The organism is Nostoc sp., assembly GCF_036919675.1.
Lineage (GTDB): Bacteria > Cyanobacteriota > Cyanobacteriia > Cyanobacteriales > Nostocaceae > Nostoc.
This window is the reverse complement of sequence record NZ_JBALCP010000140.1, coordinates 121213-146838: the sequence shown is the minus strand read 5'-3', so window position 1 is coordinate 146838 and position 25626 is coordinate 121213. Positions and strand designations below refer to the sequence as shown.

General features: G+C 42.9%; 22 protein-coding genes. 11 read left to right on the top strand and 11 right to left on the bottom strand.

Annotated elements, in window-relative coordinates; all coding sequences use genetic code 11:
- On the top strand, positions 1-1336 hold a 1336-nt coding region (locus V7K49_RS34445; protein WP_335209736.1), incomplete at its 5' end, for a bluetail domain-containing putative surface protein.
- 22 nt (positions 1337-1358) lie between these two features.
- On the opposite strand, the gene V7K49_RS34440 is transcribed toward V7K49_RS34445, so the two are convergent.
- Positions 1359-1754: a hypothetical protein gene (locus V7K49_RS34440; RefSeq protein WP_335209734.1), complete on the bottom strand. Its 396-nt coding sequence runs from the start codon at positions 1752-1754 to the stop codon at positions 1359-1361.
- Between the two features lie 605 nt (positions 1755-2359).
- Here V7K49_RS34440 and V7K49_RS34435 point away from each other — a divergent pair.
- Positions 2360-4201 carry a choice-of-anchor Q domain-containing protein gene (locus V7K49_RS34435; RefSeq protein WP_335209732.1) on the top strand — a complete coding sequence of 614 codons (1842 nt, stop codon included), beginning with the start codon at positions 2360-2362 and terminating at the stop codon, positions 4199-4201.
- A gap of 301 nt (positions 4202-4502) precedes the next feature.
- Here the strand turns inward: V7K49_RS34435 and V7K49_RS34430 are convergent, their stop codons facing one another.
- Positions 4503-4772 carry a hypothetical protein gene (locus tag V7K49_RS34430; protein WP_069069307.1) on the bottom strand — a complete coding sequence of 90 codons (270 nt, stop codon included), beginning with the start codon at positions 4770-4772 and terminating at the stop codon, positions 4503-4505.
- Between the two features lie 58 nt (positions 4773-4830).
- Positions 4831-5148, bottom strand: a complete 318-nt coding sequence (locus V7K49_RS34425) for a hypothetical protein (RefSeq protein ID WP_335209730.1) — start codon at positions 5146-5148, stop codon at positions 4831-4833.
- Between the two features lie 72 nt (positions 5149-5220).
- On the opposite strand from V7K49_RS34425, the gene V7K49_RS34420 reads away from it, so the two are divergent.
- A complete protein-coding gene (locus V7K49_RS34420) occupies positions 5221-6519 on the top strand; it encodes a cation:proton antiporter (protein WP_335209728.1) in 1299 nt (432 codons plus the stop codon).
- 186 nt (positions 6520-6705) lie between these two features.
- Here V7K49_RS34420 and V7K49_RS34415 read toward each other — a convergent pair whose 3' ends face one another.
- The 5 genes from V7K49_RS34415 to V7K49_RS34395 all read right to left on the bottom strand — a co-directional run bounded on the left by V7K49_RS34415 (position 6706) and on the right by V7K49_RS34395 (position 13470).
- Positions 6706-7134 (bottom strand): hypothetical protein, encoded by a 429-nt coding sequence (locus V7K49_RS34415; protein ID WP_334867139.1) that lies wholly within the window; start codon positions 7132-7134, stop codon positions 6706-6708.
- Between the two features lie 519 nt (positions 7135-7653).
- Positions 7654-8760 (bottom strand): saccharopine dehydrogenase family protein, encoded by a 1107-nt coding sequence (locus V7K49_RS34410; RefSeq protein ID WP_335209726.1) that lies wholly within the window; start codon positions 8758-8760, stop codon positions 7654-7656.
- A 116-nt stretch (positions 8761-8876) separates the two neighbouring features.
- On the bottom strand, positions 8877-10391 hold the full coding sequence (gene crtD, locus V7K49_RS34405) for a C-3',4' desaturase CrtD (RefSeq protein WP_335209724.1): 1515 nt from the start codon (positions 10389-10391) through the stop codon (positions 8877-8879).
- A gap of 425 nt (positions 10392-10816) precedes the next feature.
- Positions 10817-12793, bottom strand: coding sequence for a pentapeptide repeat-containing protein (locus V7K49_RS34400; RefSeq protein ID WP_335209722.1), 1977 nt, complete (start codon positions 12791-12793; stop codon positions 10817-10819).
- Between the two features lie 473 nt (positions 12794-13266).
- Positions 13267-13470: a hypothetical protein gene (locus V7K49_RS34395; RefSeq protein ID WP_335209720.1), complete on the bottom strand. Its 204-nt coding sequence runs from the start codon at positions 13468-13470 to the stop codon at positions 13267-13269.
- A gap of 429 nt (positions 13471-13899) precedes the next feature.
- Between V7K49_RS34395 and V7K49_RS34390 the strand changes: the two genes are divergently transcribed.
- From V7K49_RS34390 to V7K49_RS34370, 5 genes are all read left to right on the top strand, one after another.
- Positions 13900-14373 (top strand): DUF29 domain-containing protein, encoded by a 474-nt coding sequence (locus tag V7K49_RS34390; RefSeq protein WP_335209718.1) that lies wholly within the window; start codon positions 13900-13902, stop codon positions 14371-14373.
- Positions 14374-14665: 292 nt separating this feature from the next.
- On the top strand, positions 14666-16453 hold the full coding sequence (aspS, locus tag V7K49_RS34385) for an aspartate--tRNA ligase (RefSeq protein ID WP_335209716.1): 1788 nt from the start codon (positions 14666-14668) through the stop codon (positions 16451-16453).
- 121 nt (positions 16454-16574) lie between these two features.
- Positions 16575-17747, top strand: coding sequence for a DNA cytosine methyltransferase (locus V7K49_RS34380; RefSeq protein WP_335209714.1), 1173 nt, complete (start codon positions 16575-16577; stop codon positions 17745-17747).
- A 3-nt stretch (positions 17748-17750) separates the two neighbouring features.
- Positions 17751-18332 carry a restriction endonuclease gene (locus V7K49_RS34375; RefSeq protein ID WP_335209712.1) on the top strand — a complete coding sequence of 194 codons (582 nt, stop codon included), beginning with the start codon at positions 17751-17753 and terminating at the stop codon, positions 18330-18332.
- Positions 18333-18415: 83 nt separating this feature from the next.
- Positions 18416-18562, top strand: a complete 147-nt coding sequence (locus V7K49_RS34370; protein ID WP_335209708.1) for a hypothetical protein — start codon at positions 18416-18418, stop codon at positions 18560-18562.
- Between the two features lie 124 nt (positions 18563-18686).
- On the opposite strand, the gene pirA is transcribed toward V7K49_RS34370, so the two are convergent.
- A complete protein-coding gene (pirA, locus tag V7K49_RS34365; RefSeq protein WP_335209706.1) occupies positions 18687-18842 on the bottom strand; it encodes an arginine synthesis PII-interacting regulator PirA in 156 nt (51 codons plus the stop codon).
- 111 nt (positions 18843-18953) lie between these two features.
- On the opposite strand from pirA, the gene V7K49_RS34360 reads away from it, so the two are divergent.
- The 3 genes from V7K49_RS34360 (at position 18954) to V7K49_RS34350 (ending at position 21632) form a co-directional block, all read left to right on the top strand.
- On the top strand, positions 18954-19757 hold the full coding sequence (locus tag V7K49_RS34360) for an SAM hydrolase/SAM-dependent halogenase family protein (RefSeq protein ID WP_335209704.1): 804 nt from the start codon (positions 18954-18956) through the stop codon (positions 19755-19757).
- A gap of 292 nt (positions 19758-20049) precedes the next feature.
- The gene (locus V7K49_RS34355; RefSeq protein WP_335209702.1) at positions 20050-21495 is read left to right on the top strand and encodes an alpha-L-fucosidase; all 1446 of its coding nucleotides are present in this window, start codon (positions 20050-20052) and stop codon (positions 21493-21495) included.
- Complete coding sequence (locus tag V7K49_RS34350) at positions 21492-21632, top strand: hypothetical protein (RefSeq protein ID WP_335209700.1); 141 nt, start codon at positions 21492-21494, stop codon at positions 21630-21632. The genes V7K49_RS34355 and V7K49_RS34350 overlap by 4 nt, the downstream gene beginning before the upstream one ends.
- A gap of 359 nt (positions 21633-21991) precedes the next feature.
- On the opposite strand, the gene V7K49_RS34345 is transcribed toward V7K49_RS34350, so the two are convergent.
- Positions 21992-24010, bottom strand: a complete 2019-nt coding sequence (locus V7K49_RS34345) for an ATP-binding protein (protein WP_335209698.1) — start codon at positions 24008-24010, stop codon at positions 21992-21994.
- Entirely contained in the window at positions 24007-25278 is a 1272-nt protein-coding gene (locus V7K49_RS34340) for a DUF4255 domain-containing protein (RefSeq protein ID WP_335209696.1), read from the bottom strand. Before V7K49_RS34340 ends, V7K49_RS34345 begins: the two co-directional genes overlap by 4 nt.
- Between the last annotated feature and the right edge of the window lie 348 nt (positions 25279-25626).

Below are 25626 nucleotides of genomic sequence, written 5' to 3'. Positions count from 1 at the left end.
TTCTGTCCAAACCTCTACTTATGATGCCAAGGGCAACCAGACATCCACGAGCAGTGACTACAACGGCGACGGCAAAGTTGATTCTGTCCAAACCTCTACTTATGATGCCAAGGGCAACCAGACATCCACGAGCAGTGACTACAACGGCGACGGCAAAGTTGATTCTGTCCAAACCTATACTTATGATGCCAAGGGCAACCGGACATCCATGAGCACTGACTACAACGGCGACGGCAAAGTTGATTCTGTCCAAACCTATACTTATGCTTATGATGCCAAGGGCAACCTGACATCCACGAGCACTGACTACAACAACGACGGCAAACTTGATCGTGTCGAAACCTCTACTTATGATGCCAAGGGCAACCTGACATCCTTTAGCACTGACTACAACGGCGACGGCAAAGTTGATTCTGTCACAACCTCTACTTATGGACGCGCATCCGCTAGCTATGACTTTAACAATGATGGTGTAATTGATGCTGTTGGCATCTACAGCTACGATTTTAACGGCAAGCTGACATCACAAAAAATTGACAAAAATAATGATGGCATCTTTGATGAAGTCACCGCTTATAGTTACGACGCTAACGGCAAACAGACTGCACAGGTAGCTGACAAAAATAATGATGGCATCCCTGACGAGATTACGACTTTCAACTATGATCGCAACGGCAAACTAATTTCCGCAGATATTGACAACAACAGTGATGGCATTACTGATGCAGTTGCCACTTATCTGTATGATACCAATGGTCAATTAATCAGCAAAACCACCACAGACGGAAATGTGCCAAAGATTACCTTAGACGGTGGTAACGGTGCAGATGAACTCAGTGGTGGGGCTGGTAATGATCAAATTTCCGGCAAAAATGGCAACGATAAACTCTTTGGATTAGCCGGAAATGACAAACTAGTTGGTGGTAATGGTAATGACATCCTCAATGGTGGTGCTGGGCGTGATACCCTCACAGGCGGTTGTAGCGCTGATAAATTTGTGTTCAGTAGTCTGAGTGATTCGCTGCTGTCTAGCTTTGATAAAATAACTGACTTGAACATTTGTCAAGATAAAATTGATGGGCTATATGCAGTTAGCGCGACTAATTTAGTTCAACTTGGCAAAGTTGCAAGTCTAAATCTCTCAGATGTACAACAGATATTGACTGCAACTGCTTTTGTAGCTAAAGGTGCGGCAACTTTTACCCTTGGTACAGGCAATCATCAGCAGACTTTTCTGGCACTCAACGATAACACTAATGGATTCTCTGCCCTCACGGATGCCGTGATTGAGATTAGTGGCTACAAGGGTAACTTAGCCTCCTTAGCAGTTGTATAATCAGACTACCGTTCAGGTGTGACTATAAACCGACTAATTCCCTAGATTCAAAATCGGTAAGTTGTTGAGCGATCGCTAATCTTGCTTCTAACTTAGCTACACTAAACTGGTTACGCAGATATTCCAAATGAGCGATGGCATTTGCTTTATCAACAGTTAATCGAATTTGGGTGTCTATTGACTTTTGATATTCCTGATTCACAAGCAGCACTTCAAAGCGACGAGCCTTGCGTTGAGCATCATTTTTCAAATCCATCTCAAAGGCGGCGGTGCGATCTGCATTGCCTTCAAATCGGTTAACTTGGTGCTGCACTGCCATCAACTGAGAGTCTATTTCATTAGCCCGTTGGGCAGCTTGTGCGATGCCTTCGGCAAGGGCTTCGCCCAACGCAGCTGGATAATGACTCAGTTGCATCATTTAATAATTTTCCTCTCATGTCAAGAATCTAGTGTTTAAGCATAAGACCAACCCTGGAATCCATTTTCCAAAAGGCTGTCACAGAGCAGTTTTACACTTAACCAAGCTGGGTGGACGCTATATATCTATTATAGTATAAATGTACTGAATTAGGGGATTAAAAGCTATGTCTGAGGTGCAGATATAGCGATCGCTATCCACCAAAAACTTACAGTAACTTTACTGTATCCTAGCAAAAATGAAGTTAAAATGAACTCTCAATAAATTTTCAATCATAATCTCCTATTTGTATATAATGTTTGCTAAACAATTGTTTTTAGTTTAAGTATATTTTCATAACCCTCCAGAGTTTGAGAGGATAATTCCCTAGAGATTTGGCTTTGAGAATAAATAGTTTTGGTTGAGTAGTCGCAAAACCCAATTCAATTTTGGGCAACGTACCTCACCAAATCCTGTGACTGATTTCTTGCACACCTGACACAGCGCTGTTTCCGGCAGTGTACTGGTTTTTAGTGGTTCCTAAAATACTCGAACCACTACAAGTGCGAGTTTTTAGCGGCATCTTTTAATTCCCCTGAGAATGAGAAAAAATCGGAGTAACATCAATGTCTACATTTACCGTCACTAACACCAACAACAGCGGTGCTGGTTCACTTCAGCAGGCAATACTAAATGCCAATACTCTAGCAGGAAAGGACATCATTAAATTTGGTGGGTTGTTTACTGATGCGATCGCTGATACCATCATTCTTGCTGGTAGTAGTCTAAGTATCACAGATGACCTGAAGATTGACGGTACAGGGGCGGACTTGCTCACTGTTAGTGGTAATAATGCTTCTCGTATTTTTGAGATAAGCAGTCATGCCACTGTTGAAATCAAAGGATTGACTATCACCAAGGGCAATAGTTATAGTGATAATTCTGAAATTCTGGGGGGTAGTGGCATTTACAATAAAGGCACCCTGACGTTAAGCAACACCAGCATCAGTAGCAATAATGGAGACACGGGGGGCGGCATTTACAATACTGGCAGCCTCACGGTGAGCAACAGCACCATCAGTGAGAATACAGCGGGTTTCCGCGGCAGTGGCATCTACAATACTGGCACTCTGAAAGTGAGTAATAGCACGATCAGTGACAACACGGCAAGTTTCTACGCTGGCGGCATCTACAATGATGGTGGTATCCTCACAGTGAGCAATAGTACCATCAGTGGCAATAATGGAGGATCAACTTACGACTCAGAAGGCTTCGGCGGCGGCATCTACAATAGTGGCGGCACTGCGACCGTGAGTAACAGCACTATTAGTAACAATGGTGGAGGCAATGGAGGTGGCATCTACAATAGTGGCACTTTGTTAGTGAATAACACCACCATCAATGGCAACTCTATATTCGCTTTCGTTGGTGACAGCGACATCGGTGGCGGCATCTATAACAGTGGCATCGCAACAGTGACTAACAGCACCATCAGTGGCAATAAAGCGCACTTTGGCGGTGGTATTTACAATAATGGTGGCACCTTAACGGTGAGCAACAGCACTATCACGCTCAATACTGCTTTCGGGCTCGAACTTATACATTATAGTGGTTACGAGTATGGCGATGGTGGCGGCATTTACAACTCTAACTCTGGCACCATCATAGTGAAAAACAGCATTGTCGCTGGCAACTTTGACACCTCCGACTACGATCCAGGTAATGCTATCAACCTTGATCTAGTAGGTAAGTTCATTAGCAACGGCTATAACCTCATCGGCAGCCTTGGTAGCAGTACAGGCTTTAATGCTAGGGAACAGTTAACTGTTGCCATCACAGAAGTTATCGATACTACCTTGCGGAATAACGGCGGCCCGGTAAAAACTCACGCCCTAGTCACCGGTAGCCCTGCCATCAACGGTGGCAAGAATGCAGACGTACCTCTTGATACCACAGATCAGGATGGCGACGGCAACATCACTGAACAAGTACCATTTGACCAACGTGGTTCTGGCTTCGCTCGCATCTCTGGCGGTAAGGTAGACATTGGTGCATTTGAGGCAAAAGTCAATGTCATCAATGGCAACTGTGGAAGCAATACTCTCAATGGTACTGCTGGCGATGATATTATCACTGGCTATCACGGGAAAGATACGATCATAGGTGGTGCAGGCGCAGACTCGTTCGTTTATACAAATATCCAGGATGCGGGCGATACGATCGCTGACTTTAAAACAAGTACTGACAAGATTGTCCTACGGCAACTTTTCCAAAATTCTGGTCTAGCCAACCTGAATTTTGCCAGTGCGATCGCCGGCGGCTATTTGCGCTTCGAGACTAAGGGAACTAGTGCGATCGTTTTAATTGATCCAGATGGTTCATCTGGAAAAGGTCATGCTGTCAACTTTATTACCGCCAGCAATGTGTCTACCGCTGCTTTGAACAACGCCATTAATTTTGCGTTCTAAGATTAAGTCCGCTCATATACCCCAATCCGCTTGGGTTGAGAAAATTTGGCGTTGCTGATCATGAAATGATTTCGCCCAATTTGAAACGAATTTTCAATGGTTTCAACCGCCAATTCATCCCGCATTTATGCAACACCGAAAATTTATCTGTTTAGGTAGGCAGGGGGAGAGAAAAAGGTTTATCCCAAGCGTATTGTCATATACCCATGATTTCGTTAGCCATCAGACTGAAGTCTGCGGCTACACAAAGTAAGCCTGTTTATACAGGCTAATTATTCTCTACTAAACTTTGCACTATAGCTCAAGCCGCTTCCCGCAGTTGTGGTTGTGAGGGCACACTCACCTCTGGAAATGAAAGCGAGAGTTGTTCTGCTTGAGGTACCGCCGCTTGCTGCAAAACTTGAACTTCGATATTCACGCTCACCAAATAACTGCCTGTATCAGCACCAACCGCTTCAGCAATTAATTTGGCAATGTCTGGGCGTTTTGCAGTCAGGGGGTCACGTAAAATACACCGATCCCATTCATGCTTGGCAGTCGGATTGAGGTTGAGAATGTAATGCTTCATCATCGAACTAACCCTTGAATCCATCTTCCAGAAGGTTTTCACAAAACCCTTATGCATTTGGCTAGGCTTTGTGGACGCTATCTACATTATAGTATATTTGTACTAAGAATGGTGATGTCTGAGTGAGAAAGTAGAGAATATAGACCATTCGGAGGAGCGCACAGCTGTGCATTAGCGATATTCGCGTGCTACATCCCATTGTTTTATCCAGACGCGAATAATCTAAAGCGTGATGCCGTACCCCTACGGGGAAGCAAGCTACGCGGAGCGTCTCGTAGAGAAAGCGGGCAAAGCCGACGCCAAATTTATCTATTTCTTTCTTCTCTAATTTGGTAGCCTGTTTGAATCGCCAATTCCTAATACCAGAAAATCTGCCCATAGGTTATTTGTAATAAAAAGCTATTGCAACTAAGCTTACAAAGCAACACCTAATTTTTATATAAATCGCTATATGGTAGATACCTATATTATTGACCTATTTGTGATTGGTCTACTTTTGCTGATGGTCACATTAGGGTCAGGTTGGATTGCTCGCTTACCTCTTTCTTTTGCCCTTATTTACCTACTAGTTGGTATATTTCTAGGCCCTTACGGCTTAAAACTTGTTCAATTACGTCAAAATGAAGTTTTCAATGCCGAACTGCTGGAGAAAATAACAGAACTTGTAGTAATTATTTCTGTATTTGGCTGCGGCTTAAGAATTATTCGTCCTCTAAAGTTAGGGGTTTGGGATATTACGGTGCGATTGATTGTATTTCTGATGCCAATTTCAATTTTTGCTCTGGCTGTTGTGGGTAAATTGTTTTTAGGGATGAATTGGGGAGAAGCGATTTTATTAGGAGGAATTCTTGCACCCACAGATCCAGTATTAGCATCAGAAGTACAACTGACCGATACAAATGACCAAGATGAATTGAGATTTGGTTTAACTTCTGAAGGTGGTTTAAATGATGCTTTAGCTTTTCCCTTCGTTTATTTTGGCATTCATACATTAGAAAATGATAACTGGGGCAGCTGGTTTAAACAATGGATTGCAGTTGATTTAATTTGGGCGATCGCAGTTGGCATTATTATGGGAATTGTTATTGCCAAATCTATAGTTTGGATTGAACAAAAAATCCAAAAACGCCGTGCTACTGATGAGTTAATGGAAGATTTTGTTGCTATCAGCACAATTCTACTAACTTATTCTTTAACAGAAATGGTTAATGGCTATGGATTTCTGGCAGTATTTGTTGCTGGGTTAGTTGTCCAACGCAGTTACAGAAATCCTGAAAAGCCGCTAGCACAATTGGAATTTGTTGAGCAAATTGAAAAGCTACTGGAAGTTGGGACAATTTTACTATTAGGTTCAATATTATTATTAAAGCCAATGCTCAATTATGCTGGGCAATCTTTGATAGTGATAATTTTGTTATTCTTAATAATTAGACCTGTAGGAGTTTGGATTAGCACAATAGGTAAACGTCCTCTAGAATCACACCGTCGAACCATGCACCCAGGAACTCGGTTGTTATTTGGCTGGTTTGGTATTCGCGGTGTTGGTTCTTTATATTATCTTGCCTACGCGTTTGGTCATGGCTTAAAAGGTGAAGTAGCCGAAAAAATTGCTTGGATAACTTACACTACTATTATCGCTTCTGTGATTATACATGGTATTAGCTCAACTCCATTAATGAAGTGGTATGAGCGCAATCTTGCTAATCAGAAAAAGACTACCCCTCGTGCCACAATAGATGAATTTGAGTAAAAGCAATTTTTGTATGTTGTGTTATTGCTGAGAGTACGGCACTATCAATAATTTAAGGTGCGTTAGCCTTCGGCATAACACACCCTACTATTTAATTTTCTAAACCTGACTCCAAACCGGAGAGAGGCTTTGAATCTTACTTTGCGTCGTTTGTCGAGAAGGAGTTAGGGATTAGGCTTATATTTCCTATTTACCTGTCACCTTTTCAATAACTTCTTTCGCTTTTTCACCGAAACTTTCTGGGGGATTTTGTTCTCTCTCAGCCTTCAAATTCCTTTCGTAAGCCTTCTCCATAGTAGTAAGGCTTCCTGCATCTTTTACTGCTTCTTCATAAGCTTCTTCTCGTTCTTCCTCTTGAACGCCAACGCCTGGGTCATATTCGTTAGCGCGATTAATTTTTTCTTCAGAAATTGGTTTATACTCTGGAGGTATTAGCTTTAATTCTTCAAGAGTAGTTGCATAACTAGCTTGCTGAATAAAAATGAACGAACCTGACAAGCTGATGGAAATCATCAAAGCAAGAACCAAAAAGCTGGAACGTAACGTTTGCTTTAAAGTTAATAGAATTTTTTGCATGAAAAAATCTCCTTTTTTTATTTTATGAGCCTTGGTCATGTATAAATATATTCAATATTTAAGGCTCACAGGCATCCTAAGTGTTTAAGTACAGTTCTTCCTTCTACCGCAGGGTATATTAATTTTTACCTATAGTTCAGTTAATGCTATCTGAACCTTTTAGGTTTTAGCACTACCTACATTTTTGTAATAGTCAAATTGTCGTCCTTACTGACATCCTCTCCAGAAATAAATTTCAGCACCTCATAGCTAAAGTCCATCCAAGTGGACTGATATGATTGACAAAATTCCATATTCTGGTAAATGTGTCATTGGCTGGGGCTTAGAGGATGTCTGAAAAGTGTACCAAATGTATAATTTGTCATTCTGAGCCTGACAAAGTGGAGCAAAGAATCGCAATTTACTGTAGGTTGATGAGATGCTTCACTACGCGATCGCTTCCAGCATGACATTTATAACTTCTCAGACATCCTCTTAGAGCAGTGTTGATGGATTTGTAAACAGGAGTGGAAGTTACAGGAAATGAGGAGATGATTCAGGTTTTGGCATTTTCTAAAGCTACAACCAACTTTGATTAATTTTAATTCCTCGACTTTGCATTACCTCTTCAAATAAATTTGTTGGTAGTGCTTCTTCCACAGCAAAAACACCTGGTTTGTTGAGTTTACCTTCTAGCAATAATTGGGCAATAGTACCTGTGCCGCAACCAGAAGCCACCGCTGTATTTTCATGCACTACAGTTGAACAATAAACGGCTGTTTCACCATTTTTTTGCCCTGTAACTTCTGAACGAACTGCTACCCCAATTCCACTAAAATTATTAGTGACATCTGTCATCGAATGGCTGACGTGAGACAGAAATTCAATCATGTAACGACGCTGCATTAACCACTTGGGAAAAACGTGTGCCGCAATCCAAGTTAGGTGATTGTAAAAATCGGGAACAGAGCCAAACTTAGTAATTACAGTTTTTACTGATGGGAAAGCTTTGGGCAGTGTAAAGGTTTCTGGCATATCAAACCAGTAAACTCCGCTGCGTCCATAGGGAGGTGGAAACTCAACTAATTCTCTTTCACTATAAGGCTTGATTACCTGCCATTTTCCATCTATCCAAGTCTCAAAAGGATACTGCAACCCCAGAAAAGTTGTCCGCATCACTGTAATGCCAGCACCACCAGAACCCGAAACCAAATAACTTAAATGGATCTTTTCTGCTTGATCAAATTGTTCAACGCCTTGACGGACCATGCTGTTAGAAATACCAGGAAAAATGCCAGTATTAATAATTGCTGTCACACCAGCAGCAGCTGCTTGTTCATTATACTTGAGAGCTTTGCTGGTATAGGAACGATGGTCGCTGACATCTACATAGTTAACGCCTAGAGCAATACAGGTTTCGAGAACATTAGTATCTCGATAGTGAAATGGGCCAGCACAATGGATGACTAAGTTAGAGTTTGCGATCGCATCTCGCAGCTTGTCAACTTCTGCCAAGTCCAATACCAAAAACTGCACTTGTCCTCCTGAAGACAAGCTAACAGCCTTCCCAAACTCCGCAGAACGTCCAGTAATCGTAATTTGTGCCTGCGTATGGGTAGCTAGATCCTGAGCAACAGTGCTACCAATCCGCCCCCGTCCACCAAGAATTAAAACGCTGTCTGTCATTACTCCAGATTAGCAATACTAACCTTATTTCAGCAGTTTTCTGTCCCATTTGTCATCAGTTACAAGTATGACTTGCCTGCAAACGAAGGAGGACTTATCAATTATTGGTAGTTAGATCAGTTTTGTGCCTCAATTTGCCTGACTACCGTTAGCGCCGAATAACTTACCCCAGCAGTACCTTCGCCGGGATGGGTAGAATCACCAACTAACCACAGATGCGAGATTGGTGTCCGATTGGCGAACCCAAAGGGGCCAAAGGTGGGTATTCTTTGACCAATGCCACCAACTATACCGCGATCGCGGGCTGTGAAATGGGCAAAGGTGCGCGGTGTTGCGGCTTCTTGATGAATAATCGTTTCTGGTTTGAGATAGAAGTATTGGGCAAGACGAGCGATCGCTTGGAGGGTAAACTTTTCTTTTAGTCCTTGATAATTTTCAGTCTGCCACCACTGTGCAGGATCGACAAATGAAGAAGCAATAATTGTGGCTTTACCATTTGGGGCGCGGCCGTCTCCAGGATGACTGACGGAAACAAATAGAGAATTATTTTCGCCAATGGGGCCATTGACATCGTACATAAATTGCAGATGGGGAGGGCATCCAGGCGGAATCGCGCTGGCATCTACACCCAAATAAATCACAAACGCGCTCGATGCTTGGGGCAGTTTTTCCACCCGGTTTTGATAACCAGATGGGGCTTGTTCTCCCAATAACTGCACCAAGTTTTGCACGGTGACGTTAGTAACTATGTGGTCAGCGGCTTCTGTCCAGACATCGCCAGTTTTCTGATTTCTAATGACTACAGCAGTAGCTTTGCCATTCTCTACTTTGATTTGTTCTACAGTGTGGCGCATCAACAATTTGCCGCCATCTCTTTCTAAGGATTGTACCAGGCGATCGCTTAGTACTTGCATACTTCCCTGGAGGTGAAACAATCCTTGGGGTAGTTGGGATACACTCAATGCTGTTGCAGCATAAAGTAATGCTGTCTTCTCTGCATCCACCTGGGAATACAACTTCAGTTGCAAATCTAAAAAAGTCCTCAGTCGTTGGTCATTTCCCAGTCCACATAAGCGTAAAGCATCTCCTACCGTAAACAAGGTGAAGGGTACAGTAATTAATGTACTGGGACGCAGCGCTTGCGTTAGCTGCCACAAATCCCATAAATTACGTGGTGGTAGCACTGGATCGCGTCCTTGAAATTCCCAACTGGCATTAAATAAAGTTGCCATCAATTGCCAGAACGGTTCGCTACCAGGAAACTGTTTTTGTCGTTCCTCTTGCCATTTCTCTTGGTCGCGCCAGACATTAATCGGTGTGCTTTCCCCAGGTAAATAGACCGCACAAGCAGGATCACAAGGCGTTGCTTTTGGTAAATCTATTGACAATTCTGAGAAAATGCGGTGGTGAATTCCCCCTGGTTCCAACCCTGCCACCTGAGTTGCTCCCACATCGAAGGTAAATCCCTGCCGTTTAAACGTCGAAGCACAGCCTCCGGGGACAAGAGCCTGATCCAAAATTAAGACGCTGTAACCTTTATGAGCTAATAATGCTCCAGCAGTCAGTCCACCTATTCCGGCACCGATAACGATGACATGAGAGTTACTTTTGTCAAGAGAAATGCTGGACATTGATTAGTTTATTTAAAATTCTTAATACTTTTACTTATAATTTTACCTTAATCTCAAAGTTGAATGGGGTCGAAGAGTGCTGGTGTACACAAGTCATCGAATTACCCCCCTTAATCCCCCCTTATAAAGGGGGGAAACCGGAAAATCTGGTTCCCTCCCCTTTATAAGGGGAGGGTTAGGGTGGGGTAAATTTACGCCTAAATGCAAGTGAGTAGACTGTTTCAGACTTGTGTATACACCATAGCCTTACTAAGGAGAGGGACAGGTTTTGCGTAGCATAACCTTTCTTGAGGTATCTCAGGGGTTGCACGATAAATCTTAAATGGCCTCATCAAAAATTTGTATGTACACGGGGGTTAAGGGGGATCTAAAAGTGCCTAAATTCACAGCGAAACACTTTTTAAACAACCTCTTAATTTGACACGCTACCCTAAACCCAAAAAATTTGAAATCAACGGTAACAGATTGCTGCACTGTTCAACCAACTTTGTGGCACTGGGTAAACTAGAAATTGTCCCTTTTAAAATCTTTATAGCCGTTTTTGCCGCCTTTTGCATCGTCCCCTCTTGAGGACTTTTCCCCGCTTCAGCTAAGGCTTTCACCTGTTCTAATGCCTCAGCTTTATCTTCTTGCGGTAAATTTGTATCTGCCTCAATCGCTGCTTGCAATTGCGTCAACAATTCCTTAATTCCCGGTTTATCTGGTTCGGGAGACGCTGCTAACTCCTTGATAGTATTTGTTACCGTACCGCTAATATCGCCCAAATTCAAAGCTTGTCCACTGGCATTAAAGTCTCTGCCAACACTGCCAATTTCAATTTTCCGGCTGGCATCATTGCTGTTAGTCATATTTTTATTCTCAACTTTATTGTCAACTTGAACATTAATTGGTTTATTCGCTAATAATCTTACAATCTCTGTCATCTCTCCACTTTGTTGTCGATAAACGACTATCTGCTCATCTTTAGCTTGTAATTGTGCTTTATATTTTTCTTCTACAGCTTGCAATGCCAGTTGATAACTTTGTGTAAAATCACTATGAATCTTTTCTTTGTCGGCATCAACAGGTACACCAACTTTAACGACTACTACGCCATCACCTTTATTTTCAATACTTTGTAGGGCTAACTCTGTATCTTCATTTTGATTTTTTACATTTTCAAAGGCATTAACAAAAGCCTTCCAATTAATGCCATTATCAAAAATTAAATCAACAGTATTTAAAACCTCTTCAAACAGTTTAGTAAATTCGCCTGGTTGAAAGTCGCCACTACTGGGACGGCGTTCGCGGTTGTCAGTTCCAGGATTGGGGTGTTCTAGAAGATAAACAAAGCGACAATCAACATTATTTAACTGAGTTGTACTTTCAATATTCCATGCTTCCACACAAGCACCAGTCATTTGGGCGCTAGTGAAATTAGTACCAACAGCCTGAGCTAGAGTTAAATTTGCCCACTCTAAACAAGCGCCTTGGAAGGTTGCTTCAGAAATATTAGCATCTTTGAGATTTGCCTCTTTTAAATCTGCACCTATGAGGTTAGCGCCTTTAAGGTTAGCACCAAGATATGATTTTTTTCTCCCATTGCAGCTGATGAGTAAATTGAGAACAGCAAAGTTAATTAGTATAGTGTTGTCTACTCTGGCAAGGTCGAGTTTTTTGACTTCATAAAAACGAGTGCGTGTGAGGTTGGCATTTCTGAAATCTGTATTTTTGAGAATTGCACCTGTAAAGTCAACATCAGTTAAATCAGCGCCACAAAAGCTAGTTCCACCTGTAGCAGCAAAGGCTATAGCGAACGAGCGAACCCAAGCGTCTTTTTCATTTCCAGCTAAACTACGCCAGCCAATGTAAGCGTTAAATAATGTAAAGGCTAAGGCTCCGGCTAAGGCGACGGCTCCGGCTAAGGCTCCGGCTAAGGCTCCGGCTCCGGCTAAAGCTCCGGCTAAGGCTCCGGCTCCGGCTAAAGCTCCGGCTAAGGCTCCGGCTCCGGCTAAGGCTCCGGCTCCGGCTAAGGCGACGGCTCCGGCTAAGGCGACGGCTCCAAAACCTGCTATTAAACCCTTACGAATGGTAATAATACAAAAAACCAGCAGCAAAATTAGGGAGACTATCCCGATGATAAAGTTTTGAGTATTATGAAAGTTAAAAATATATGCTACCAATATACCAAGGAAGATTGAGAAAAACCCTGATAGTCCTGATAGCAGCCACGAGACTATGAGCAACCCAATTGTCCAACGTCGCTGTAGTCCTGCCTTAACACCTGTAAAATTAGCATCTTTAAGAATCGCGTTGGTAAAGTTTGCCCCTCTAATATCCGCCTTGCTAAAGTTGGCTCCAGTCAAGTTTTGACCTTTAAAAGAGCGGCCTTGGAGGTTTTGACCGGAGTAGTCTGGCGGCATAATCACTAATTTGTAATATTTCGACTGCGCTCAATACAAGTTCGTAATTCGTAATTAAGAAAGTCAGATTAAATCTGGGTTTGCGGGTTTGAATCTGGTGGCAGATTTTAGATAACTGGTGTTACTGAGATTTTATACAACTTTGCCCTGTGATATTCCCGATTTTGGGAAATTTTCATCAATATTGCAACTGTAGCGGTCTAACTCGTGACAGGAGCGGTCTCCCTCGTGCCGGGAGCGGTCTCCCTCGTGCCGGGAGCGGTCTCCCTCGTGCCGGGAGCGGTCTCCCTCGTGCCGGGAGCGGTCTCCCTCGTGCCGGGAGCGGTCTCCCTCGTGCCGGGAGCAGTCTCCCTCGTGACGGGAGCGGTCTACCTCGTGACGGGAGCGGTCTCCCTCGTGCCGGGAGCATTGCGTAGCAAAGAGAAGCGATCGCAAAGCCTTTTGGGAACGCTCCACGAACATTCTGCTTTGCTTCATTCGCAATGACAATCTATCATCATGCCAAAGACAGGTTTATCAGCTTGAGGGTTAGCCATCAAATAAGCTAATGCTTGTGGCAAAGCTGACCAAACCGAAAGCGTAGTTTTTTGAGACACCAACACCATCACCCACAACTGATTTTGCAGCACCAAAACGTCAATCCGTCCACGCAGTAATTCTTCTCCATCATTTAGCACTAACTTTACTGTTGACTAGGCGGCAATTTTAAAAGGAGGATCGTAAAATCCGGCGATCGCTACTAAGGGAGACACCACCAACAATTTCACTGTCCCCTCTAAAAAATCACCTTCAGCCCGATGATATAGATATCTGCGCCGCAGTACATCGAGAGAAGTTTTTTCAGCTTCTGTAATTCCAGGTAATTCTTCAGACCATTCTGGAAAAAACTCCTCGTCCTCAATTCGGACTAAACCGAATCGGGTATGGGCATCTGTTAAACTAATAATCGCTGCTGTCTACGTCATAGCTTTTCACTTATCAATACAACTAAACGCCACTTTATTAGCATAAGTTCTTCTACTGGCGATCGCATGTCCTGGGCTACTCTAAAATTAGATTATTCTCCGAAATAACAATTTCCAGATGTGCCAAAAATTTAATGTTATATGAACAATCAACTGTATGAACGAGATTTTAATCTGTGGCGAGAAAGCATTATTGAGCAGATTAAAGAACATCGATTTAATGATATAGACTGGGAGCATTTGCTTGTAGAATTAGAAGACATGGGGAAGTCAGAGAAACGGTCATTTATAAGTAACTTAACAATCTTGATTGCTCATTTACTCAAGTTAACCGTTCAATCTGATGCTCCTGAGATGATGAAAACAAGCTGGTATAGTTCTGTCACAGAACATCGTTTCCGAGTCAACAAGGATTTAGAAGAAAATCCTTCTTTTAAGAACTATATTACTGAAGTCCTTTCTCAAGCCTATGCCGATGCTCGCAAACTGGCAATCAAAGAAAGTAAAAAAGCTAAATTAGGAGTCAGAAAACTAACGGACACAGAATATCCTCTCGATTGTCCTTTTTTGATAGAACAGTTATTAGATGAAGATTTTTATGGAGACAGTGATTAATAGTTATCAGTTGTGTTCCATAGTTAAGTTACCCAAAAAATATTGTAAAAATGAGAACATTGTATTATGGGAAACATGGTGGTGCTGGGACACGGTGAGAGTATCTGATAATTTCTTAGCCTGATCGCGTCTTCTTTCACCTTTTGCGTCTCACCTACTCCCCCAATCGACCTTTGCCAAATTGGCGTGAGATTATTGTATGTTTATTACTACAATTACTATTGATGCTAGATAATGGGAAGGCTTTGACATTTTCTTGCCAATCTAGCCCAGATAAACAGAACTAACACTTATGCGAACTCACTATTGCGGCGAACTCCGAAAAGAACATATTGGAGAAACAGTTACCTTTTACGGATGGGTAGACCGTCGCCGCGATCACGGTGGTGTGATATTTTTAGATTTACGCGATCGCTCTGGAATTGTCCAAATCGTCAGCGATCCGCAACGCACCCCAGACTCATACGAACAGGCGAACGCCCTACGAAATGAATATGTTGTCGAAATCATCGGTAGGGTAACGCACCGTCCCGAAGAATCCCTGAATCCCCGCCTACCAACAGGCGAGGTGGAAATCTACGCCGATAAAATTCAACTCCTCAATGCTGTTCGCAAACAGTTACCTTTCCAAGTTTCCGTAGCTGACACCGAGACAGTGCGCGAAGACTTGCGGCTGAAATATCGCTATTTAGATTTGCGACGCGAACGGATGGCACAAAATTTGCAACTGCGTCATCAAATTGTCAAAGCGATGCGTCGTTATCTGGAAGATTTGGAAGGTTTTATCGAAGTCGAAACCCCAATACTTACCCGTTCAACCCCAGAAGGGGCGCGGGATTATGTTCTACCCAGTCGCGTCAATCCTGGTGAGTGGTATGCTTTGCCGCAATCACCCCAGCTATTTAAACAATTGCTGATGGTATCCGGCTTAGACAGATATTATCAGATTGCCCGTTGCTTTCGTGATGAAGATTTACGCGCCGACAGACAACCGGAATTTACCCAGTTGGACATGGAAATGAGCTTCATGTCCCAAGAAGAAATTATCGAACTAAACGAGAAGTTAGTTTGCCATATCTTCAAAACAGTTAAAGGAATTGAGTTACAGCGCCCTTTTCCCCGTCTCACTTATGTCCAAGGGATGGAACGCTACGGTAGTGATAAACCAGATACCCGCTATGGTTTGGAATTAGTTGACGTCTCAGATATTGTGAAAAACTCTAGTTTCAAAGTCTTTCGGGACACCGTTAACAATGGTGGGATTGTCAAAATCCTCCCCATTCCCAACGGTAACGATGTAATTTCTAATGTCCGGATTAAACCAGGCGGTGACTTATTTAAAGAAGCCAGCGAAGCCGGTGCGAAAGGTTTAGCTTACATCCGCGTCAGGGATGATGGCGAAATTGATACCATTGGCGCGATAAAAGACAACCTCAGCGTTGAACAAAAACAAGAAATTTTACGCCGCACAGATGCAAAAGCTGGACATTTGCTGTTGTTTGGGGCTGGTGATGCTGCTACAGTTAATAAAACATTAGATAGATTACGGCAAGCGATCGCTAGGGAATTTGAGTTAATTGATCCAGAAAAAATCAACTTGCTGTGGATTACAGATTTCCCAATGTTCGAGTGGAATGCTGACGAAAAGCGCCTAGAAGCACTGCACCACCCGTTTACAGCACCGCATCCTGATGATTTGAGCGACTTAAAAACTGCACGCGCCCAAGCTTACGACTTGGTACTCAACGGCGTGGAAGTTGGCGGTGGAAGTCTGCGGATTTATCAGCGAGAAATTCAACAGCAGGTGTTTGAAGCAATCGGTTTATCTGCTGAAGAAGCACAAAGTAAATTTGGCTTTCTCTTAGAAGCATTTGAATATGGTACACCGCCGCATGGTGGCATCGCTTACGGTTTAGATCGTTTAGTGATGTTGTTAGCTAGAGAAGAATCCATTCGAGATGTAATTGCTTTTCCGAAGACACAACAAGCGCGTTGTTTGTTAACAGATGCACCTTCGAGTGTAGATGCTAAACAGTTGAAAGAATTGCACGTTGCTTCGACTTATAAACCAAAGTCTTAGTGAACTAGGGAATTGTCTAAGTAGGGTGGGCAATGCCCACCATTTAAATGAATTGAAAAGGCAAAGATAATGAATAATATACCTCTTTGTCCACAGCCATAACTTGTTTCAAAATCTGTAGATGACAACAAACAAACTCAAAGCCTTAAAGCTTTTTGCTGGGATCGGTGGCTTTCGCCTGGGTATGGCAAATGCAAATATTCAAACAGTATGGGCGAATGATATTAACGAACTTTGCTGTAAAGTTTATGAAAGTAATTTTGGCAAAGACTCTATTGTTTTAGGCGATATCAACGAAATCTCCATCTTAGATATTCCCAATCATGATATTTTAACTGCTGGCTTCCCTTGTCAACCTTTTAGTCCTGCTGGTAAAAAACTTGGCGTGAGAGATATAGTTAGGGGAACACTATTTGAGCGCATTATAGAAATATTAGACCAGAAGCAGCCAAAATACTTTTTTTTGGAAAATGTAAAAAGACTTTTGACGATGGAAAACGGCTATCATTTTAGATTAATTTTAAATGCACTTTCTGAATTAGATTATTTTCTCGAATGGCGAATAATTAGCCCCCTGAGCTTTGGTATCCCTCAAAATAGAGATAGAATTTTTATTTTTGGCACAAAATTAAACTCAACAGATATAGTCCCTAATAGTTTAGAAAAGCTCTCAGTTTTTTTAACTAAAGAAGACAATATTTTACTGCCAAATCTCGAAGCTCCATTGGTAAAATACATGTTGCCAATTATGACGATGAAAAGGAAAAACGATAATTGGGGAATTGCCTATAAAAATCAGATGTTCACTCAAAATATTTCATCATTGCCTAACATCAAGCCGAGAAAGAGGCTTCAGGATATTCTTCAGGATGAGTCAATGGTAGACACCCAGTTTGATTTTACTGCCGATACATTGGAGCGGATTAAGCAAAGTAAGCCTGTAAATCGTTATTGTAATGGAGTTGAAATTTTGTACAATCAAGATGGAGGCGCGAGACTTGGTTATACCATATTCGGAACTAATGGCATTGCATCAACATTGACTGCCTCAACATCAAGGCATTATGAACGCTACCAAGTAGACGATAAATTTCGACGTTTAACTAATACTGAATATGCCCGACTTATGGGTTTTCCTGATGATTGGTGTCAAGTTGCCAGAACTTACGATCAATACGCATTATTTGGGAATGCAATTGTACCAGCTTGTGTAGAGTGGGTGTGCAAAAGAATTGGTCAAAGAAACTTTGAATTGAGTAAATCTGGTTGGCAACAATTAACTTTGGCTATTTAAAAAATGGAAGTGCTAACCTTATCTTTCCTCAAAACTGCTGCACGAGATTTTTGTGTTGTACTTAGTGCAACACCGATTCCTAATTTGTACGGGGTTACAGATGGCAAAGCAGTAGGAACATATGTTGAGTTTACTTTTAATCAAGATTTGTCTACAAAGTATGAATACATCCTTGGTAGTGCTGCTTTAGGAATTGATTTTCCCGGATTAGAAGTTGATTTAAAAGTGACATCAATTCGTCAGCCCCAATCTTCTTGCCCCTTTCGTAATGCTAGTCAAAAGGTGTATGGATTGGGCTATCATCTGCTGATATTGGCATATGAAAAGATTGATAAGCATAGCTCTCGTACTGCTAATTTAAAATTCCAGAATATTGCCTTTGTATCAAGAGAAAGAACTGGAGATTATCAAACAACTTACGGGCTAAGAGAAATCCTACGCCGTAATGGCAATAAAGAAGATGTAATAGCATTTTTAGAGGAACGCAATTTTCCATTAGATGAAATTGGGCGTGAGATACTTGCAGAAAAAATTTTGCAGCAACCGCCAGAAATTGGCTACCTGACAATTTCTAATGCACTATAGCTACAAGCGAGCAATGGCTGACTGAAGTTGAGTTAGGTTTATGTCTGTGGGAAGGCGTATATGAAGGTAAGCGAGATGTTTGGTTGCGGTGGTGTGACGCTGAAGGTAATGTGATTCCTACTGGTGCAGAACGAGCCGAACAAGAGCGAGAAGCTAAAGAAACTGCCCTGCAACGGGCTGAACGGTTGGCAGCACAGTTACGAGCCTTAGGTGTTGAACCAGAAGTGTGAAGATAGAGAGTGATGTAGTCCAATTAATTGAAAAATGCTCTGAAAGCGAAATTGCCAGAAAACCACCTAAAAAAAACCCGCCGTAGCGGGTTACACAACAAACTAAGAACATTGAAAACTTGATTTAGCTGGAATACCTCATCTCAGCTTCCAGTTGACGAATCAGTTGTTCGTCGCCTTTTGCTCTGGCTACTTGCAAGCGATGCTCTAGGCTTTTTTGAATATTCTCTCTGTGAGCTTCTCGTGATTTCCTGGCACTTTGTAGTCTACTTTGATTCATAGTGATTACCCTGTTTAATTTTTTGTTTTATATCTTATATCCTTAACATAACATACATTTTGTAGCTTTTGCTACAGAAAATTCTATTTTAATATATGTTTTAGCAAAAACATGTCTAAGAACCAGATAGATCAACAACCCCTCATGACTTTGTTGAGCGATTTCGGCGATCGCGATGTTTATGTAGGCATAATCAAGGGAGTCATCGCCCAACTCAACCCCAGACTGACGGTGGTAGACTTAACGCACCAAATTCCGCCGCAAGACATCGCCGCAGCCAGGTTTTGCTTGATGAATGCTTATCCCTATTTCCCAGTTGGGACAGTGCATCTGGCAGTAGTAGATCCGGGTGTGGGAAGCAAGCGACGAGCGATCGCAGTAGAATTTGCTCAAGGGTTTCTGGTAGGCCCAGATAATGGTATCTTTAGTGGGGTACTTAGTCAAAGTCCAGCGATCACAGCCGTTGAACTCACAAATCTTAACTATTGGCGAACTGCTCAACCAAGCAAGACTTTTCACGGTAGAGATATCTTTGCACCAGTGGCAGCTAATCTTGCTAGTGGTGTTTCCCTCAAACAGCTAGGACAAGAAATTGATCCAGCAAGTTTGGTAAAGCTGAATATAGGCGAGTGCAAGCAGACAACCACTGGCATAGTGGGTTGCATTCAATATATTGACAATTTTGGCAACTTAGTGAGTAACATTGCAGAGAGTTACGTACAAGGCAAAACTTGGTGTGTGCAAGCTGCTGGGTTGAGTATACCAGGCTGTGAAACTTACAGTGATGTCAACGTAGGAGAGATAATAGCTTTAGTTGGCAGTCATGGCTGGGTAGAAATTGCCATTAATAGCGGCAATGCTCACTCGCAGTTACAGTTAGATTTGCAAGAAACGCTTCAAGTTGTGCTAACTTAAATACCGCACTTCGTGAGTGCCGCATCAAGAAAAACATCAAATTTTGTACCCGTCTCAAGAAGATGTCCTCCAGACTACCGGGAATTGGTGCTAGTAGTGCGATTGAGTTGCTACAGTCGCCTTATTCCTTTTCCCTCAAGACATTAATTCCTCTTGTCATCTCAAAATGAGCCAACGGACAGTTCTAAATGGGGTTTGCAATGCATTCTCCCTGGTGATACTTTTAAACGCTTAATTGCTGCTGACGAGATCCAGTTGTAAAATTATATATCCCTCAGTCAGGAGCATTCTGATGTTTAGGCTTTTACTATTTATACTAATTGTTACAGGATTCCTAAGTAGCTTTTTGAATCTGACAGCCTCTACTGCCTTTGCAGAACAAATATATAAACCAACAAATGAGTCGCTATCAAAGCATGAAGTTCCAGAGTGGTTCAAAGATGCTAAACTCGGCATTTTCATTCACTGGGGCGTGTACTCCGTACCTGGTTGGGCACCACTCACTGGTGAACAGAACAAGGTAGTTGCAGAACGCGGTTGGGAATATTGGTTCCAGCACAACCCTTATGCTGAATGGTACTACAACTCCATGAAACTTGAGGGCAGTGACACCTATAAGTATCACCGTGCAACCTACGGTAAAAATTTCACCTATGACGACTTCATTCCCACCTTCAATGCAGCCATCACAAGGTGGAATCCATCTCAATGGGCAAAACTGTTTTCTCAAGTAGGTGCGCGGTACGTTGTGCTGACGACCAAACATCATGATGGCTTCCTCTTATGGCCTAGCAAAACCACAAACCAGTCAGGACGAGTGGCGGCGCGGGATATTGTAGGCGAACTGACACAAGCAGTTCGTAAACAAGGTATGCGTATGGGTCTGTACTACTCCGGCGGTATTGATTGGTCTAAACAAGACACAACGGTGACAGACTTTAACACCTTGATCGCAGCTATTATCCAAGAAAAAGCTTACGCTGAATATGCTAACGCTCACTGGCGCGAACTCATTGACCGCTATCAGCCATCTATCTTATGGAATGACCTTGGCTACCCTGTTGGTCAGGCGAACGGGATTATGGCTTACTTTTACAATCACGTACCTAACGGTGTCGTTAATGACCGCTTTGACTTAAATGGGCAATTCGGTTTACACTTCGACTTCTCCACACCTGAATATAGTCAACTCAAAAAAATCGAACCAAAGAAATGGGAAAGCACAAGGGGTTTAGGTTACTCGTTTGGTTACAACCAGAATGATACCGACTTGAACATGATTTCAGTAGATGAACTGGTTGATTCATTCGTTGATATTGTTAGTAAAAACGGCAACCTACTGCTCAACATTGGTCCAAATGCCGATGGTTCAATCTCCAAACTGCAAACTGAACGGTTGCTCGGCTTAGGTAAGTGGCTAGATGTAAATGGTGAAGCCATCTTTGGCTCGCGCTATTGGATACGTTCAGAAGATGTATCTACTCAAGGTATCCGAGTGCGCTACACCACAAACAAAGGTAATTTGTATGCTATCTTGCTTGATACTCCGATGAGTCAGACGCTGACAATCCCAGGACTAATTCTGCCGAAAAATGCAAAGATTACAATGCTAGGGGCAACAGGTAAACTTAAGTGGCAACAGTGCGGACAGAATTTATTTGTCACTCTACCGGATATGTCTGCGGTGAAAAAATCACCAGCCTACACGTTGAAAATTAGCCAGATACCTCTTTCATGAAGCTCAGAACGTACTGGCTTCGCCAACGCCAACTCTTGGAGACGCTGCGCGTTGGCGTTGGCGAAGCCTTTGGTAGAGAAGCCTCTGGTAGAGTTGTGCGGTATCCTGCGGGTTCCCCAGTTCCTTTATGCCGGTGAACTCGTCCACCGGACTGGCTCACCGCTAAGAGCGTCTACGTTAAAAAATTGACTTTGATAATAGGGTTTTAGCCTTAACCCAAGGTATTGTTACAAGCAGATATTTTTTCTAGTCTTGCACCATAATTTTAGTACAGAAGATGGACAGATTGCTGCCGATGCTACTAATAATGGGAAATAAACAGCAAGTGATCTGTTTAGTTGTCTTAGTTTAAGGAGATAAACAGCAAAGATTGATCGCTGCTCAATCATTCACAGCGTTTAAAGTGGGTGTGAGGAAGCAGATGCGGTTAATCGGGCGACGATAAACCCATTTATGATTTATTTCCCGACAATTCTAATACTAAGTTGATTTCAAATCACATCCACCCCCCAACTTCCGCGTCAGTTAAAGGTTTCTCTAACTTGGTATATTCTGCCTGAGCAGCCCGCAACACATGTTTCATCTGCACTGGTTCCCCAGCATCGGCAGCTATAAAAGCTGCATTTAAGGCTATGTTACGGATATTACCCCCAGCGACATTTAGCCGTGCCAATTGCAGAGCATCTAAGTCTGCGGTTGGGGTGTCGGCTGGAAAGACGCGTCGCCAAATCTGTGCTCGTTGTGTTGTATCTGGGAAGGGGAACTGCACTACGAAGCGAATCCGCCGCAGAAAGGCTGTATCAATTGAACTCTTCAGATTAGTAGTCAGCACTGCTAAACCTGGGTAGCTTTCCATGCGTTGCAATAGATAGCTGACTTCGATGTTGGCATAGCGATCGCGGGCATCTTTGACTTCACTGCGTTTGCCAAATAAAGCATCAGCTTCATCAAATAACAAAATCACGCCGCCTTGTTCTGCGGCATCAAACACCCGGCGCAAATTCTTCTCTGTCTCCCCAATATATTTGCTGACTACCGATGATAAGTCAATACGATAAAGGTCGAGGCGCAATTTCTGGGCCAGCACTTCTGCCCCCAAGGTTTTACCTGTGCCACTAGCACCTGCAAATAGAGCGCTGATTCCCAATCCCCGCGCACTCTTGCCACCAAAGCCCCAATTGTTATATACAGTACTTCGTTGACGGACATGAGCCGCAATGTCCCGGAGAACTTGTTTCTGTGCGTCTGGTAATACTAAGTCCTCCCAATCACCAGATGGCTCAATTCGCTGGGCGAGTTCATCCAAGCGGGGACGTGCTTGCACCCGGCAGGCATCCCATAAAATGCTAGTGATATCTTTTTCTGGTGTTTGTGCTAATTGTCCTGCGGCTTCTACACAAGCAGCGCGAATAGTTGCGGCACTTAGGTTAAACTGCTCTACTAGGGTTTTAACTTGCCCGTTCATTTGCGGTGCGTAGACGCGAAGCGTCTTGTCGTCAGACATCGCACCTAGTGCATCTTGCCAAACTGCACCTTGTTCTTTGATAGTTGGTTGATGCACGTCAAAGTTAACTACCAGGCGTTGTGATAAGCCTATCCGTTCCCGACTCGTAACGATTAAAAAGCCTTTTGTGCATTCCATGAAACGAGCGATCGCATTCAGCCGCGCCGGATCATTGGTGTCCAGTTCGTTGCAGTCTAGAAGTAAGGCACTGTTACTTAAAATTGTCTCGCGAGTCCACAGGCGGATGAGATTATCCAACTCGCTAGATGCTAATGGAATGACTTGTGCAGGCATTACCCACAGGCTTAAGCCCTGGAGTTGACAAATTGTGGCGGCAATGGCGCGTTTGCTATCAGTTTCTTTACTACATAACTGGATAATTGGCAAGCTATTAACCTTGTAAGCTTGTGACCAAACTGCTGCTACTCGCTCTGCTAAATCTTGGTGCGAGGGGACTAAATCACTAACCTCTTGCAATGGTTCAATGATGCCAGCTAGCCGTTCGTCAAGATATTGAATGCCCGTGAGATAATGTAAAATCCGCTCCTCAATTCTTAGGGGACTGAGGGTAAGGGAATGACCGTCACCAATTTGAATTAACCGCCAATGACGTAAGGGAGCATTTGGAGCGATCGCATCCCAGTGGACGTGAGGTAAAGCTGCCAGAGCTAAACTCAAGGTTGGGTAAGCTCGTTGTGAATCGCCGTTTATTGTAGCACACAATTTCACAAAATTTCCATTCAATTCCATCCCTGCACACAACAGCAACAAATCACGTTCAAAGGATGAGAGGCGAAACATTTTGCATACTCTCTCCAATGCTGATGGTGCAGGCATAGCAGCAGCTGCTTCCTGTAGCGCTTGCTGTAAATACTCTTGGTTTTTCTCCTCTGGTTGATTTTGCTCCCTTGCCGTGTAATTTTCTAAAATACCAGACACCAGCGCTAGGGCTGCTGATAGATAGCGGTAGTTTGCCTGATTCCAATTATGATTAATTGTTGTAGCATTCATAGAATTGTCACCTGTGGCGAATCATATTCTCCAGACTGATTCTTGTGCAGTGGACTTTGTGCCCCATCTACCTGCGCCCGGACAATATAAGTTCCTGGTTTGACATTTTTGACAGGAATCGTGATTGCATCAGTATCTTCGGTGCGTGATGCAACCAAGAAAGAGTAAGCTACCGGACTATCACCTGCCACTTCATTGAGTAACAAAAATACCCGCTGTGCCTTACCAACTTTGGGCTGGAATTTAACGGTAATTTCTGCTGCGCGTAAATTGTCGCCGCTATTTTCCACTTGAGTGACGAATGCTGTAATTGTTGGATGGAGGACAAAAGCCGCAACGTTTGATTCAACTAGATGATCCGTTTGCCCTGCATTGCCCATTGTTAGATGTACAACTTGGACACTCTGCACACTTGCGTATAAATTTGGCGGGACTAACAGGCTGATCTGTGTTTCTTTGACTTCCTGAGGTACTATTAATGTCTCCGTATTACCCAAACGAACTTGTGTGATCTTACCGCGTAACCGCTTACCACGAATCACTAATGTTGTGCCTGCAACAATCATTTGATCAGTCTTTGCCGGAGCCATAACTTGCTCTATATTCGGTTGAGACAAGGGCATCATGTAGAAACCTTCAGACTTGTCATTGCTACTCTCAATCAATACCATTGACGCCAGATAGGTAGCTGAAGGTCGATAGTGCGTTTGGAAAGCAGACCATAACTTAGAAGTTTCTTCCATGTTAAAAAACTCTGGAGTCAGTTTTATCTGCCCAATTTCTTCAGCTAAATCAGATACAGATATACCTGCCACAGCTTGCGAAAAAGCACTTGAGGTATTGGTTGTAGATGCATTTATCAGAGTATTCTTAATAATATCAGATGTAATAACTGATGTTTTGTGTAATAAATGCATTGCATAGCCTAGTAAAAGCTCCGTCTGAAAATCCTTGGCTCCGTAAGCTGTTATTAAGTAATGAAGGTCAAGAGCTAGTGGTGGAGTCAAAGAGCGCGGTTTTCCATTAATCTGTGAGTGCTTGCTCCGAAATTCCTGAGATACCCAATCGACATTTCGATTCTGCGTCACTTGATAGAGAAAGAGATTCAGTTGAGCACGTGCGTCAGCTTCAACTGAAATTCGATCAGGCGGTAGGGCAGTTACAATTACATCACCAACACTAGCAGTGATCGGATCACTGACTAAACCATTTTCCAGCAAGACTTTTAGTACTGCTGTCACGGCGGCTATAGAGAGCACATTACTCATTCTCATTCCTCATGGCAATAGCACGTATCAATCATGGATGTCAGAACAAACTGACAAAACATATTTTGCAAAACTTGAAATATTCTGTAACGGAGACTATCTGCACGGCATACAAAAGCACATTAATAACTACTAGTACACCACGGCGTAAATAGAGCAACCATTTAAAATCCCTAAGGAGCTTATTCCATAATACTTTTGACTTTTGACTTTTGAATGAGTTACTTCCGCCTTGCGGTACTAGTGTGTCAAGCTTGACTTGCTAGGTTCGTAATTTGCGTTTTAGTGATAAACTGCAAACTACGAACAATCCCACCTCTCAATTACTTCTTGATCCACTACTACTTA

Bases quoted from the DNA above. Each gene is read 5' to 3' on its own strand.
- V7K49_RS34440 (WP_335209734.1), bottom strand. From the start codon at position 1,754: ATGATGCAACTGAGTCATTATCCAGCTGCGTTGGGCGAAGCCCTTGCC.
- V7K49_RS34435 (WP_335209732.1), top strand. From the start codon at position 2,360: ATGTCTACATTTACCGTCACTAACACCAACAACAGCGGTGCTGGTTCA.
- V7K49_RS34430 (WP_069069307.1), bottom strand. From the start codon at position 4,772: ATGATGAAGCATTACATTCTCAACCTCAATCCGACTGCCAAGCATGAA.
- V7K49_RS34425 (WP_335209730.1), bottom strand. From the start codon at position 5,148: ATGGGCAGATTTTCTGGTATTAGGAATTGGCGATTCAAACAGGCTACC.
- V7K49_RS34420 (WP_335209728.1), top strand. From the start codon at position 5,221: ATGGTAGATACCTATATTATTGACCTATTTGTGATTGGTCTACTTTTG.
- V7K49_RS34415 (WP_334867139.1), bottom strand. From the start codon at position 7,134: ATGACCAAGGCTCATAAAATAAAAAAAGGAGATTTTTTCATGCAAAAA.
- V7K49_RS34410 (WP_335209726.1), bottom strand. From the start codon at position 8,760: ATGACAGACAGCGTTTTAATTCTTGGTGGACGGGGGCGGATTGGTAGC.
- crtD (WP_335209724.1), bottom strand. From the start codon at position 10,391: ATGTCCAGCATTTCTCTTGACAAAAGTAACTCTCATGTCATCGTTATC.
- V7K49_RS34400 (WP_335209722.1), bottom strand. From the start codon at position 12,793: ATGCCGCCAGACTACTCCGGTCAAAACCTCCAAGGCCGCTCTTTTAAA.
- V7K49_RS34390 (WP_335209718.1), top strand. From the start codon at position 13,900: ATGAACAATCAACTGTATGAACGAGATTTTAATCTGTGGCGAGAAAGC.
- aspS (WP_335209716.1), top strand. From the start codon at position 14,666: ATGCGAACTCACTATTGCGGCGAACTCCGAAAAGAACATATTGGAGAA.
- V7K49_RS34380 (WP_335209714.1), top strand. From the start codon at position 16,575: ATGACAACAAACAAACTCAAAGCCTTAAAGCTTTTTGCTGGGATCGGT.
- V7K49_RS34375 (WP_335209712.1), top strand. From the start codon at position 17,751: ATGGAAGTGCTAACCTTATCTTTCCTCAAAACTGCTGCACGAGATTTT.
- pirA (WP_335209706.1), bottom strand. From the start codon at position 18,842: ATGAATCAAAGTAGACTACAAAGTGCCAGGAAATCACGAGAAGCTCAC.
- V7K49_RS34360 (WP_335209704.1), top strand. From the start codon at position 18,954: ATGTCTAAGAACCAGATAGATCAACAACCCCTCATGACTTTGTTGAGC.
- V7K49_RS34355 (WP_335209702.1), top strand. From the start codon at position 20,050: ATGTTTAGGCTTTTACTATTTATACTAATTGTTACAGGATTCCTAAGT.
- V7K49_RS34350 (WP_335209700.1), top strand. From the start codon at position 21,492: ATGAAGCTCAGAACGTACTGGCTTCGCCAACGCCAACTCTTGGAGACG.
- V7K49_RS34345 (WP_335209698.1), bottom strand. From the start codon at position 24,010: ATGAATGCTACAACAATTAATCATAATTGGAATCAGGCAAACTACCGC.
- V7K49_RS34340 (WP_335209696.1), bottom strand. From the start codon at position 25,278: ATGAGTAATGTGCTCTCTATAGCCGCCGTGACAGCAGTACTAAAAGTC.